This window comes from Citricoccus sp. CH26A (genome assembly GCF_000224415.1).
Lineage (GTDB): Bacteria > Actinomycetota > Actinomycetes > Actinomycetales > Micrococcaceae > Citricoccus.
In genome coordinates, this window is record NZ_AFXQ01000027.1 from 1 (window position 1) to 12,681 (window position 12,681).

The 12,681-nt window shown below is 71.2% G+C and carries 13 protein-coding genes; 4 read left to right on the plus strand and 9 right to left on the minus strand.

Annotated features, from left to right (window positions below; genetic code table 11):
- The 7 genes from CITRI_RS0113295 to hrcA form a co-directional block, all read right to left on the minus strand.
- On the minus strand, window positions 1–600 hold a 600-nt coding region (locus CITRI_RS0113295; RefSeq protein WP_010145372.1), incomplete at its 3' end, for a GTPase Era.
- Window positions 597–1,949, minus strand: coding sequence for a hemolysin family protein (locus CITRI_RS0113300; protein ID WP_010145374.1), 1,353 nt, complete (start codon window positions 1,947–1,949; stop codon window positions 597–599). The genes CITRI_RS0113295 and CITRI_RS0113300, both read right to left, overlap by 4 nt.
- Before the next feature lie 3 nt (window positions 1,950–1,952).
- Window positions 1,953–2,426 carry an rRNA maturation RNase YbeY gene (gene ybeY / locus CITRI_RS0113305; RefSeq protein ID WP_010145375.1) on the minus strand — a complete coding sequence of 158 codons (474 nt, stop codon included), beginning with the start codon at window positions 2,424–2,426 and terminating at the stop codon, window positions 1,953–1,955.
- Window positions 2,416–3,405 (minus strand): PhoH family protein, encoded by a 990-nt coding sequence (locus tag CITRI_RS0113310; protein WP_010145376.1) that lies wholly within the window; start codon window positions 3,403–3,405, stop codon window positions 2,416–2,418. Before CITRI_RS0113310 ends, ybeY begins: the two co-directional genes overlap by 11 nt.
- A 46-nt stretch (window positions 3,406–3,451) precedes the next feature.
- Entirely contained in the window at window positions 3,452–4,252 is an 801-nt protein-coding gene (locus CITRI_RS0113315) for a 16S rRNA (uracil(1498)-N(3))-methyltransferase (protein WP_010145377.1), read from the minus strand.
- Window positions 4,253–4,262: 10 nt separating this feature from the next.
- Window positions 4,263–5,396 (minus strand): molecular chaperone DnaJ, encoded by a 1,134-nt coding sequence (gene dnaJ, locus CITRI_RS0113320; protein WP_010145378.1) that lies wholly within the window; start codon window positions 5,394–5,396, stop codon window positions 4,263–4,265.
- Window positions 5,397–5,454: 58 nt separating this feature from the next.
- The gene (hrcA, locus tag CITRI_RS0113325) at window positions 5,455–6,468 is read right to left on the minus strand and encodes a heat-inducible transcriptional repressor HrcA (RefSeq protein ID WP_029139326.1); all 1,014 of its coding nucleotides are present in this window, start codon (window positions 6,466–6,468) and stop codon (window positions 5,455–5,457) included.
- Between the two features lie 224 nt (window positions 6,469–6,692).
- Here hrcA and CITRI_RS0113330 point away from each other — a divergent pair, with 224 nt between their 5' ends.
- Both CITRI_RS0113330 and CITRI_RS0113335 read left to right on the plus strand, forming a co-directional pair.
- On the plus strand, window positions 6,693–7,577 hold the full coding sequence (locus tag CITRI_RS0113330; RefSeq protein ID WP_010145380.1) for a DUF3097 family protein: 885 nt from the start codon (window positions 6,693–6,695) through the stop codon (window positions 7,575–7,577).
- A 73-nt stretch (window positions 7,578–7,650) separates the two neighbouring features.
- Entirely contained in the window at window positions 7,651–8,082 is a 432-nt protein-coding gene (locus CITRI_RS0113335; protein ID WP_010145381.1) for a DUF4870 domain-containing protein, read from the plus strand.
- A gap of 87 nt (window positions 8,083–8,169) precedes the next feature.
- Here the strand turns inward: CITRI_RS0113335 and hemW are convergent, their stop codons facing one another.
- Window positions 8,170–9,450: a radical SAM family heme chaperone HemW gene (hemW, locus tag CITRI_RS0113340; protein WP_029139328.1), complete on the minus strand. Its 1,281-nt coding sequence runs from the start codon at window positions 9,448–9,450 to the stop codon at window positions 8,170–8,172.
- Window positions 9,451–9,481: 31 nt separating this feature from the next.
- Window positions 9,482–11,341: a translation elongation factor 4 gene (lepA, locus tag CITRI_RS0113345; protein WP_029139329.1), complete on the minus strand. Its 1,860-nt coding sequence runs from the start codon at window positions 11,339–11,341 to the stop codon at window positions 9,482–9,484.
- 150 nt (window positions 11,342–11,491) lie between these two features.
- Between lepA and CITRI_RS0113350 the strand changes: the two genes are divergently transcribed.
- Window positions 11,492–12,139: a type II toxin-antitoxin system PemK/MazF family toxin gene (locus tag CITRI_RS0113350; protein ID WP_010145385.1), complete on the plus strand. Its 648-nt coding sequence runs from the start codon at window positions 11,492–11,494 to the stop codon at window positions 12,137–12,139.
- A 139-nt stretch (window positions 12,140–12,278) separates the two neighbouring features.
- On the plus strand, window positions 12,279–12,545 hold the full coding sequence (gene rpsT / locus CITRI_RS0113355) for a 30S ribosomal protein S20 (protein ID WP_010145386.1): 267 nt from the start codon (window positions 12,279–12,281) through the stop codon (window positions 12,543–12,545).
- The last annotated feature ends 136 nt before the right edge of the window (window positions 12,546–12,681 follow it).

Here is a 12,681-nt window from a genome sequence, read left to right on the forward strand (position 1 = left end):
GGGGTACAGCGGAGGGGACAGGGGCAACTGACCGGCCAGCACCTCGGCCACGTCCTCCACCTGGTGGCCCTTGACCGCGGAGACGGGCACGACGGCGGCGAAGCCGGCCCCGCCGTTCTCCGGGCCCAGGACCTCGTCCCCCAGCGCCGTGACGGCCAGCAGCTGCTCGGCGACCTGGTCCGGCTTCACCTTGTCCGTCTTGGTCACCAGCGCCACGACCGGGCGGCGGTTCAGCAGGGCCAGCTGGCCGGCGATGTAGCGGTCCCCCGGCCCGATCCTCTCGTCCGCCGGGATGCAAAACCCGACGGCGTCGACCTCGCCCAGCGTCTCGGCCACCAGGTCGTTGAGCCGCTGGCCCAGCAGGGTCCGTGGCCGGTGCAGCCCGGGGGTGTCCACCAGCACCAGCTGGAAGGAGTCCCGGTGGACGATGCCGCGGATGGTGTGCCGCGTGGTCTGCGGCTTGGAGGAGGTGATGGCCACCTTCTCCCCCACCAGGGCGTTGGTCAGCGTGGACTTGCCGGCGTTGGGCCGCCCCACGAGGGAGACGAATCCGGCCCGGAAGCCCTCGGGTACCGCGGTGGGGTCGAGCAGGTTGGTCATCGGGTCTCCCGGTATGCGTGGGCGTCGTTGTGGTCGTCCTCGGCCTGAGGTGCCGGCACCAGTTCGGTGCCCGGCCGGCGTCGGGGTCCGGCGGTGTCCCGGACGATGAGACGGGCGACGCGGTTGCGCCGCCCCTCGAGGGACTCGGCGGTCAGTTCGATGCCCTGCACGGTCACGCACGAGCCCTGGATCGGGACCCGGCCGAGGGTCTTGGCGAGCAGGCCGCCGACGGTGTCGATGTCGTCCTCGTCATCCAGGTCCACGCCGAACATCTCGGCGAAGTCGTCGATGCCCATGCGGGCGTCCACCCGGAAGGTCCCGTCCTGGAGGGGTTCGACCTCGGGCCGGTCCTGCCGGTCGTACTCGTCGGAGATCTCCCCGACGATCTCCTCGATGAGGTCCTCGAGCGTGACCAGTCCGGCGGTGCCGCCGTACTCGTCGACCACGATGGCCACGTGCTTGGACTCGCGCTGCAGTTCCGGCAACAGGGCGGAGACCTGCTTGGACTCCGGGACGAACCGGACATCGCGGGCCACGGGGTCGACGGGCGCGGTCTGGTCCACGTCGCCGTCGGGACCGCGGTGCAGGGCCCGGGCGACGTCCTTGAGGTAGACCATCCCGAAGACCTCGTCGGCGTTGTCCCCGATCAGCGGGATGCGGGAGCAGCCCGAGCGCAGGAACAGGTTCATCGCGTCCTCGAGGGAGGTGCCCGTCTCCATCGTGACGATGTCGGTGCGCGGGACCATGACGGTCCGCACGAGCGTGTCTCCCATGTCGAAGACCGACTGGATCAGTTCGGCCTCGGAGTCCTCCAGGACGTCGGCGTCGTTGGCGCGGGCCACGAACTCGCGGAAGTGCCGCTCCTCGATCTCCGCGGCCTCCTCCTCCTCGTCCTCCGAACGGGGCCCGGGCGCGGCGAACCGGGCCGGGAGCGGGCCGAGCAGCGCGGTGAGGAACCGGACGAGGCCGGCGGTACGCTGGGCTGCGGCCACCTCGTGCCGCGTGCCGACCTGGCGCGGGGAGAGCACCACCAGCAGCAGTGCCACCAGGCCCATCAGGACCGTGGACACCACCGCGGTGATCCATACGACCCCGATCAGCGAGTGGATGAACAGGGTGCCGGCGACCGCCGCGGTGGTCTCGGCGAACAACCGCCAGAACCGCAGGGCGTGCAGGTGCTCGGGCAGGCGGGCCATCACGGTGAGGATGGGGCTGCGCGGCCGCCGCAGGGCGATGCCCTCGGCCTCCTTGCGGGACAGGTAGCCCAGGGACGTCTCGGCCACGGCCAGCGTCCAGGTCAGGAGCAGCAGCAGCGCCAGCAGCACCGCCAGCAGGGTGGTGGTCAGCACGGCTCAGTCCTCGGTGGGATCGGGCGCCGGGCGGCCGAGGTAGTCCCCGAGCAGCCGGGCCTGCAGGCCGAACATCTCGGCGCGGTCCTCGGGCTCCTCGTGGTCGAAGCCGAGCAGGTGCAGGATGCCGTGGGTCAGCAGCAGCAGGATCTCGTCCGACGTCGGGTGCCCGCCGCGGGCGGCCTGCACGGCCGCCACCTGGGGGCAGATGACCACGTCGCCGAGCAGTCCCTCGGGGCTCGGCGCCTCGGGGGTGCCCGGACGCAGCTCGTCCATGGGGAAGCTCATCACGTCCGTGGCCCCGGGCAGGTCCATCCACTCCAGGTGCAGCTGCTCCATGGCCGCCTCGTCCACGCAGATCACGGAGAGCTCGGCCCCGGGGTGGACGTGCAGTCCGGCCAGCACGGACCTGGCCAGTCCCAGCAGTGACTCCTCGTCGACGGCCACGCCGGACTCATTGACGATCTCAACGGCCATGGCTGAGCCCCTCGTAGGCGTCCACGATCCGGCTGACCAGGCGGTGCCGGACCACGTCGGTGGACGTCAACCGCACCACGGCGATGTCGTCCACGCCCTCGAGCACGGAGACCGCCTGCGCCAGCCCGGAGTCGGTCCCGCGGGGCAGGTCGACCTGGCTGGTGTCCCCGGTGACGACCATGTGCGAGCCGAAGCCCAACCGGGTCAGGAACATCTTCATCTGCTCACCGGTGGTGTTCTGGGCCTCGTCGAGGATGATGAAGGCGTCGTTGAGCGTGCGGCCGCGCATGTACGCCAGCGGGGCCACCTCGATGGTGCCGTCCGCCATGAGGCGGGGGATCGACTCCGGCTCCACCATGTCGTGCAGGGCGTCGTAGAGCGGGCGCAGGTAGGGGTCGATCTTCTCGGACAAGGTCCCCGGCAGGTACCCCAGGCGTTCCCCGGCCTCGACCGCGGGACGGGTCAGGATGATCCGGTTGACCTCCTTGGCCTGCAGCGCCTGGACGGCCTTGGCCATGGCCAGGTAGGTCTTGCCGGTGCCGGCCGGCCCGAGCCCGAAGACGACGGTGTGCTCATCGATGCACTCGACGTAGCGCTGCTGGTTGACCGTCTTGGGCCGGATCTTGCGTCCGCGACTGGACAGGATGGAGGCCGAGAGCATCCCCGAGGCCCGGGCCCCGGACCCGCCCCGGACCAGGGTGGAGACCTGTTCCACCACCTCCGGGGTGATCGTGGTGCCCCGCCGGGCCAGCACGTTGAGGTCCTCGATGATCTGGCGCGCCTGGCCCACGTCGGCGGTCCGCCCGTCCACGTCCAGGTCCTGGCCCCGGACGGCCAGCGCCAGTCCGGGATAGATGCCCTCGAGGATGCGCAGCAACAGGTCCTGCGTGCCCAGGGTCCGGACCATGTCCTCGGCGGAGGCGAAGGTGATGGTGATCTGGTCCCGGTCGGTTCCGGTCGAATCGGTGGGGAGGCTCAAGGCGGGGGGTTCAGCTCCTGCTGTGGTGGGTGGCTCTGGTGGAAGTCTACGACCGGGACCCGAAACGTCCCAGCAGTTGCTGGACGACGGCGGTCGCCGCGGGACCCGCGGTGGAGGACCGCAGCACGTTGCGCCCCAGCAGGACGGGCACGGCCCCGGCCCCGGTGAGCGCCGTGAGCTCGGCCGGGCTGATGCCACCCTCGGGGCCCACGACCATCACGATCCGGTCCACGGACGCGGCCCCGGCGGCCACCTCGGCCACCGCCTCACCGAGGGGGGCGTGCGCCTCCTCGTGGAGGACCAGCACCAGCGCCCCGGGCCCGCAGACCGACGCGACCCCGACGCCGTCGAGCAGCTCGCGGGCCTCCGGCACCCGGGTGCGCCGGGCCTGCTTCGCGGCCGCCAGCAGGGCGGCCTCCCACTTGGCGAGGGCCTTGGCCGTCTTGTCGGTCCGGGTGCCCTTGCCCGGCTTCCCGCCCGTCCACCGCACGATGGAGCGCTCGGCCTGCCAGGGATGGACCGCGTCCAGCCCGAGCTCGGTACCGGCCTGGACGGCCATCAAGTCCCGGTCGCCCTTGGCCAGTGCCTGCACGAGGACCAGTTCCGGACGCGGCGCCGGTTCGTCCGTGACGGACTCGGCGGTCGCCTCCAACCGGTCGGGGGCGGCGGTGACGACGGTGGCCGTGACCCGGCGTCCGGAGCCGTCGGCGACGTCGAGCGACTCCCCCGGGCCGAGCCGCATCGACTGGGCGGCGTGTCGGGCCTCGGCGCCGGTGAGCAGGACGGCCTCACCGGGCGCCGTGGAGGCCAGCGAACCGGCGTCGAGGTAGAACAGCGGGTTGCTCACGGGTGATGGCTCACAGGTTCTTGAGGTTGTCCCGCAGCTTGGAGAACAGCCCCCGGTGCTCGGTGCTGCCGTGCACGGCCTCCTCGCCGCGGGCCATCGCGAGCTCCGCGAGCAGTCGCCGCTGCTCGTCGTCGAGCCGGGTGGGGGTCTCCACGCGCAGGGTGACCTTCAGGTCCCCGCGGCCGGAACCGCGCAGCCGTCCGACGCCCAGGCCCTTGAGCACCTGCACCTCACCCGACTGGGTGCCCGCCCGGACCGGGACCTGCTGTTCACCGTCGAAGGTGTCCAGCGTGAGCTCGGTGCCCAGGGCGGCGGCGGTCATCGGCACGGTCATGGTCGCCAGCAGGTCATCGCCGTCCCGCGTGAACACGTCGTGGTGGCGGACGTCGATCTCCACGTAGAGGTCACCGTTGGGGCCGCCGCCCGGGCCGGCCTCCCCCCGCCCGGCCAGCTGGATGCGAGTACCGGTGGCGACGCCGGCGGGGATCTTGATGGTCAGGGACGCGCGGTCGCGCACGCGGCCCTGGCCGTTGCACTCGCGGCAGGGATCCGGGATGACGGTGCCGAAGCCCTGGCAGGCCGAACAGGTCTCGGCGGCCATCACCGTGCCCAGGATGGAACGGACGGGGCGGCGGATGGCGCCCTGGCCGTGGCAGATGGAGCAGGTCTCGGGGTGGGTGCCGGGCCGGCAGCAGGAGCCGTCGCACTCCGGGCAGACCACCGCGGTGTCCACCTCGAGGGTCTTGTCCACGCCGAACACGGCGTCCACCAGGTCGATCCGCGCGGTGATCAGCGCGTCCTGGCCGCGGCGGGACCGGCTCGCCGGGCCACGCCCGCCGCCGCCCATGCCGCCTCCGCCCCCGAAGAACGTCTCGAAGATGTCCTGGAACCCGCCGAAGTCGCCCCCGCCGAATCCGCCCATGCCGCCGGTGCCGTTCTCGTGGCCGGTCGCGTCGTAGTTGCGCCGCTTGTCCTCGTCCGAGAGCACCTCGTAGGCGCGGGTGACCTCCTTGAACTGGTCTCCGGCCTCCGGGGCGGGGTTGACGTCGGGGTGGAGCTTGCGGGCCAGCTTGCGGTAGGCGCGCTTGATCTCCTCGGCAGAGGCGTCACGGCTGACGCCGAGGACCTCGTAGTGGTCTGCCACGGTGTGGGGTATTCCTTCCGGACGGGATTCGTGTTCGGGTCTGGGGCGACCCGGCGGTCTACTGGGACAGGATCCTGGACAGGTAGCGGGCGATGGCGCGGACCGCGGTCATCGTGCCGGGGTAGTCCATGCGGGTGGGTCCGACAACCCCGAGCTTGGCGCCGGCCCCGGGCCCGTAACCGGCCGCGATGACCGAGGTCTCGGCCAGCGAACCGGTGTTCTCGGACCCGATGCGCACGCTCAGGCCCCGCACATCCTGCTCCATCTCGGTCAGCAGGCGCAACAGCACGACCTGCTCCTCGAGTGCCTCCAGGATGGGGCCGATCGAGTACGGGAAGTCCCCCGGCGACCGGGCCAGGTTGGCCGTGCCGGCCATGATGATGCGGTCCTCGCGCCGGGCGGCCAGCAGCTGGTCCAGCTGGCCCGCCAGGACGCCCGCCAGTTCCCGGTCCTGCTCCGGCACGGTCGCCATGGCGGCCCGGAGTCCGTCGGCGGCCTGGACGGGGGTCAGCCCGTCGAGGTGGCGCAGGAACAGCTGCTTCAGGGCGTTCAGGGAGGTCTCCGAGACGTCCTGCTCGGTGGTCACCGCGCGCTGGTCCACCTGCCCGGAGGACAGGATCACCACCGCCAGGACGCGGCGGGGGGCCAGGGCGACCAGCTCCAGGTGCCGCACGGTGGAGGAGTCCAGGTGCGGGTACTGCAGCACGGCCACCTGGTGGGTCAGCTGGGAGAGCAGCCGGACGGTGCGGGACATCATCTCGTGCAGGTCATCGGAGGAGTCCAGCAGGGTCTGCACGGCCCGGCGCTCCGCGGCCGAGAGCGGCTTGACCTCGGAGATCTGGTCCACGAAGACGCGGTAGCCCTTGTCCGTGGGGATGCGACCGGCCGAGGTGTGCGGGGCCACGATCAACCCCTCGTCCTCCAGTGCGGCCATGTCATTGCGTACGGTCGCCGAGGACACGCCCAGCTGGTGGCGGTCCACGAGGGCCTTGGAGCCGACCGGTTCCCGGGAGGCCACGTAGTCCTCCACGATCGCCTGCAGCACCTGCATGCGGCGCGGTTGCTCGCTCATCTCACCCTCCCGTCGTCGGTCAGTGGTGCACCGGCTCGTCCCGGTCATGCACTTAGCACTCGTCGAGTTCAAGTGCCAAGTCTAATACCTCTGTCCAGTCCGCTCCCGGTCCCGCCCGCCACCCCGGTCGTGTCCGCGCCGTACCGCTCCGTCCACGGCCCGGTTCACGCCGGGCGCGAGCCGTTCCCCGGGTTCTCCGGGCCGCCTTGCTAGCGTCGGGGCCCATGGAATGGAACAGCTGGGGACCCGGCACCCTGGACGGCGGCTTCCGGCCGGCAGCCCGCGCCGTGCCGGAGGTCCCCGCGGACCGTGGCATGGTCCTGGAGGACGCCGGCACGGGATTCACCGGGGCCGTCCTGCGAGTGGAGAAGTCCGGCGGGGTGCACCTGGTGGTGCTGGAGGACCGCAGGGGCCGGACGAAGTCCTTCCCGCTGGGCTTCGGTTTCCTCGTCGACGGCGACCCGGTCCAGGTGGTGCCCCCCGCGCCTACCGCGCCGGGCCGCCCGCTCGGGGTGACGGGCAAGGCCCTGCCGGCCAGGACGGCGTCGGGATCCGTGCGGGTGGACAACGCCCGGGCCCGCACCGCGCGCGCCTCCCGCATCTGGGTGGAGGGCCTGCACGACGCCGAGCTGGTGGAGAAGGTCTGGGGTGAGGACCTCCGGCTGGAGGGGATCGTCGTCGAGCCCCTGCACGGTGTGGACGACCTCGCCGGCGCGATCGCCGACTTCTCCCCCGGGCCGCAGCGCCGGCTCGGGATCCTCGTGGACCACCTCGTGTCCGGGTCCAAGGAGGAGCGCATCGCCGCGGAGGCGATGCGGGTGCCCGGGGCGCGCGGCAACGTGCTGATCGTGGGCCACCCCTACGTGGACGTGTGGCAGGTCATCAAGCCGGCCGTGCTGGGCATCGAGGCCTGGCCGGTGGTGCCCAGGGGCCAGGACTGGAAGACCGGCATCCTCAAGGGCCTGGGCTGGCCGCACCGGACCAAGGAGGACGTCGGCCTCGGCTGGAAGCGGCTACTCTCCCGGGTGCGCACCTATGCCGACCTCGAGCCCGCCCTGCTGGGCCGCGTCGAGGAGGTCATCGACTTCCTCACCGCCGTGGGCGACTAGCACCGGCGGATATCCACGTAGGATGTCCTACGGAATCCGGCGTAGTACCCCCACTCCCGAGAGGCAGAAGGACGTGTCACAGCAGCAGCCCAGCGGTCCTCACCGCCAGCGTCCGGTCGGCGCGCCCCGGCGCGACCAGCACCTGCAGGGCTCCCCTGCCAAGGCCGCACCCCTGACGCCCGCGCAGGACCGCCAGTGGGCCACCCTGGCGCACTTCGGCGGCATCCTGGGCTTCGTCCCCTCCCTGGTGATCTACCTCGTCTTCCGCCACCGCGGGCCCTTCACGGCCCAGGAGGCCAAGGAGGCGCTGAACTTCACGCTGCCGCCCACGGTGCTGGCGATCGTGGCGAACCTGCTGGCCCTGATCCCCGTGGTCGGCGGCGTCTTCGGGATCATCGCGATGCTCATCTGGCTGTTCATGACCATCTCCGGGCTGGCCGCGGGCATCCACTGCAACAAGGGCCGGCCGTACCGGTACCCGTTCAACCTGCGCCTGATCCAGTAGGCCCGTCCGTCCGTCCTCACAGGACATGTCCGGCGCGGGACCGCACCGGATGGGTCCCCTCGGCAATGACGAACCGGTGGGGGCGCCTCAGAACCCCGCCAGCCGCCGCACGATCGCGTCGTCCAGCAGGCGGCCCTGCAGGGTCGGGATGATCCGGCCGGCCAGCGCGGCCCGGCCGTCCAGCAGGCCCTCGGCGATCATCGCCGCGATCTCACCCCGGGCCTGGGCGCCGCCGTCCGGCGCCACGTCCAGGACGCTGGTCTCCAGGCCCTCCGACAGCCGGACCCCGAGCATGACGCGTTCCAGGAACCTGGCCTCGGCATCGGGTTCCTCCCGGCCCACGGAGGGCGACACGCCGGTGGCCAGTCGCTGGGCGTAGGCGGCCGGGTGCTTGGCGTTCCAGAACCGGACGCCGGCGAGGTGGGAGTGGGCGCCCGGGCCGGCACCCCACCAGTCCTGGTCACGCCAGTAGGCCATGTTGTGCCGGGCACGGTGCATGCCCTCGTCCTGCGGGTCCAGGGCCCAGTTGGAGATCTCGTACCAGCGGTAGCCGGCCTCGGCGAGCAGGCGCTCGGCCAGCAGGTACTTGTCCGCCTGGTCGTCGGGGTCGACGTCGGCCTGGACGCCGCGCTTGACCGAGGACCCGAACTTGGTGCCCTCCTCCACGATCAGCGAGTACGCGGAGACGTGGTCCGGCCGCAAAGCCAGCGCCGCCTCCACCGTGGTCCGCCAGTCCTCCAGGGACTCCCCCGGCGTGCCGTAGATGAGGTCCAGGGACACCTCCAGGCCCGCGTCCCGGGCCCACCCGACGGCGGACGGCACGTTCTCCGGGCGGTGCGTGCGGTCCAGGGTGGCCAGCACGTGGGGCACCGCGGACTGCATGCCGAAGGACACGCGAGTGAAACCCCCGGCGGCCAGTTCGGCCAGCGACCGCGCGGTGACCGAGTCCGGGTTGGCCTCGGTGGTGACCTCGGCCCCCGGTGCGAGGCCGAAGACCTCGCGGGCCCGGCCGAGGATGCCGACCAGGTCCGCGGCGGGCAGCAACGTGGGGGTGCCGCCGCCGAAGAACACGGTCTCCAGCTGCCGTGCCGGCACGCCCGAGGCGGCCAGCACCCCGGCGGCGAAGTCGAGCTCGCCGGTCACCGTGCCGGCATAGCTGGAGCGGGACGCCCCGGGACCCAGGTCCTCGGCGGTGTACGTGTTGAAGTCGCAGTACCCGCAGCGGACCTCGCAGAACGGCACGTGGACGTACAGGCTGAACGTCCGCGGCGCGCCGGCGGACTCGGCCTCACGCACTCGACGGGCGACGTGCGCGGGCAACCGGCCGTCGTCGGGCGCGGGGTCACCCTCGGGAAGGATGGAAGGCAAGCGGTACTACTCTCCTACTGCGATGTGCTGGCTACTTCTTGGCGCCGGTCTCGGAACCCGCGCCCTCGGAGGACAGGGCGGCGATGAAGGCCTCCTGGGGGACCTCCACCCGGCCGACCATCTTCATACGCTTCTTGCCCTCCTTCTGCTTCTCGAGCAGCTTGCGCTTGCGGGAGATGTCACCGCCGTAGCACTTGGAGAGCACGTCCTTGCGGATCGCGCGGATGTTCTCGCGGGCGATGATGCGCGAGCCGATCGCGGCCTGGATCGGCACCTCGTACTGCTGCCGGGGGATGAGCTCCTTGAGCTTGCCCGTCATCATCACCCCGTAGGAGTAGGCGTTGTCCTTGTGGGTGATGGAGCTGAAGGCGTCCACCTGCTCACCCTGGAGCAGGATGTCGACCTTGACCAGGTCCGCGACCTGATCACCGTCGGTCTTCCACTCCAGCGAGGCGTAGCCCTTGGTGCGGGACTTGAGCTGGTCGAAGAAGTCGAAGATGATCTCCGCCAGCGGGATCCAGTAGCGGATCTCCACCCGCTCCTCGGAGAGGTAGTCCATGCCGCGCATCTGCCCGCGCTTGCCCTGGCACAGCTCCATGACGGCACCGATGAACTCCGAGGGGACGATGATCGTGATCGAGGCCATCGGCTCACGGACCTCGTTGATCTTGCCCTCGGGGAACTCGGACGGGTTGGTCACGGTGATGACCTGCCCGTCCTCCCGGGTGACCTCGTAGACCACGTTCGGTGCGGTGGAGATCAGCGCCAGGTCGAACTCGCGCTCGAGCCGCTCGCGGATGATCTCCAGGTGCAACAGGCCCAGGAAGCCCACACGGAAGCCGAAGCCCAGGGCCACCGAGGTCTCCGGCTCGTAGACCAGGGCCGCGTCGTTGAGCTTGAGCTTGTCCAGCGCGTCGCGCAGCACCGGGTAGTCGGAGCCGTCGATGGGGTACAGGCCGGAGAACACCATCGGCTTGGGGTCCTCGTACCCGCCGATGCGCTCCGTGGCCGGCTTGGCCGCCGAGGTGACCGTGTCACCGACCTTGGACTGGCGCACGTCCTTCACGCCGGTGATCAGGTAACCCACCTCGCCCACGGCCAGGCCCTTCGAGGGGATCGGCTCCGGCGAGGACACGCCGATCTCGAGCAGCTCGTGGGTGGCGCCCGTCGACATCATGGTGATCTTCTCCCGCGGGGAGAGCCTGCCGTCCACCACGCGCACGTAGGTGACCACGCCGCGGTAGGTGTCGTAGACGGAGTCGAAGATCATGGCCCGGGCCGGACCGTCCGTGTTCCCCTGGGGGGCCGGGATCTCGGCCACGACGCGGTCGAGCAGGGCCTCCACGCCGACGCCGGTCTTGCCGGACACGCGCAGGACGTCGTCCGGGTCGCAGCCGATCAGGCCGGCGATCTCGGCCGCGTACTTCTCGGGCTCGGCCGAGGGCAGGTCGATCTTGTTCAGGACCGGGATGATCGTCAGGTCGTTCTCCATGGCCAGGTACAGGTTGGCCAGGGTCTGCGCCTCGATCCCCTGCGCGGCGTCCACCAGCAGGATCGCCCCCTCGCAGGCGGCGAGGGACCGGGAGACCTCATAGGTGAAGTCCACGTGCCCGGGGGTGTCGATCATGTTCAGCGCGTAGTCGGCGCCGTCGACGTTCCACGGCATGCGCACGGCCTGGGACTTGATCGTGATGCCGCGCTCGCGCTCGATGTCCATCCGGTCCAGGTACTGGGCCTTCATGTCCCGGGGCTGGACCACGCCGGTGGACTGCAGCATGCGGTCGGCCAGGGTGGACTTGCCGTGGTCGATGTGCGCGATGATGCAGAAGTTACGTATCACCGCCGGATCGGTGGCGGCGGGCACCGGGGCGTGGATCGCCATGGGCGACACGGGCATCTTCCTTCGACTGGGGAACGTGGGCGCGCCTGGCGGGACCAGGCGGGACTGGCTCCCCATTCTTCCATGTTTCCCGCCACGGATCCGCTTCGATGCGACGCGCTCGTTCCCCGCGCCGTGGACACCCGTTGGTAGGTTCGTGCCATGGCCCTGAACCTGAACCGCCTGCTGTCCGCCGGCCGCGCGGTGGCCCGCCTCGTCCGGGACGTCCGGCGTTCCACCGCGCCCTCTCCCGGACGGCACGACGACGGCACCGGCCCCCAGCGCTCCCGCCCCCAGCCCAGCCTGCCCGGGTCGCGGCAGGGTTCGACCCGTCCGGCCCAGCCCCGGGCCGTCCCGGGCGGTGCGCGACCGGGCGGTGCGGCCGGCGTCGGGCCTGCGGGTGAGGTCCTGGACTACCCGGGTGACTTCCACGGCCGGGCCAGGGTGGAGTACGACCCGGTCCCCGGCCCCGAGGCCGGACCGGGCGAGATCGTGTGGACGTGGGTGCCGTTCGAGGAGCTCGACGGCCGGGGCAAGGACCGCCCCGTCCTGGTGGTCGGCCGCAACGGTGACTACCTGCTGGCCGCCCAGCTCACCACACGGGACCGCAACAACAGGGTACGGCGCGACCGGGACTACATCGACATCGGCACCGGCCCGTGGGACTCGAGGGGCCGGCCGTCCGAGGTGAAGCTGGACCGGATCCTGCAGGTCAGTCCCCGCGACGTCCGGCGGGAGGGTGGGGTGCTCCCCCGGAGCGCGTTCGAGACGGTGGCCCGCGGACTCCACGACCAGAACGGGTGGTCGTGATAGACTAACCAGCTGTGTGTCCGCGCAGGTCGACGGGCACTCCCGGAACGGCTTTCCATGGCATCCCCACGCCTCTCAGTCGCCGGATCCGGGAATATCCCTCACCGACCAAAGTCAGAAGCAACAGAAAGACTCTTTCGTGGCCAACATCAAGTCCCAGAAGAAGCGCATCCTCACCAACGAGAAGGCTCGCCAGCGCAACGTCGCCGTGAAGTCCGAGCTGCGCACCGCCATCCGCGCGGTGGACAAGGCCGTCACCGCCGGTGACCAGGCCGCCGCCGCCTCCGCCGTCGCGCTGGCCAGCAAGAAGCTGGACAAGGCCGTCAGCAAGGGCGTCATCCACAAGAACCAGGCTGCCAACCGCAAGTCCGGTATCGCCAAGCGCGTGAACAAGATCAGCGCCTGATCCTCACGCTGCGCCGGCGCCCCGCGCCAGGCACCGAGGCCCCCGTCCCATCGGACGGGGGCCTCGTGCGTTCAGCGGACGCTGCTGTCCAGTGCGCTGCAGGGTGTCACCGGTCGGTGCGCCGCAGGGCGCCGCG

What these genes read in the sequence shown, in the direction of transcription:
- ybeY (WP_010145375.1), bottom strand. Translation starts at nt 2,426, where the DNA reads ATGGCCGTTGAGATCGTCAATGAGTCCGGCGTGGCCGTCGACGAGGAG.
- hrcA (WP_029139326.1), bottom strand. Translation starts at nt 6,468, where the DNA reads ATGAGCGAGCAACCGCGCCGCATGCAGGTGCTGCAGGCGATCGTGGAG.
- CITRI_RS0113330 (WP_010145380.1), top strand. Translation starts at nt 6,693, where the DNA reads ATGGAATGGAACAGCTGGGGACCCGGCACCCTGGACGGCGGCTTCCGG.
- CITRI_RS0113350 (WP_010145385.1), top strand. Translation starts at nt 11,492, where the DNA reads ATGGCCCTGAACCTGAACCGCCTGCTGTCCGCCGGCCGCGCGGTGGCC.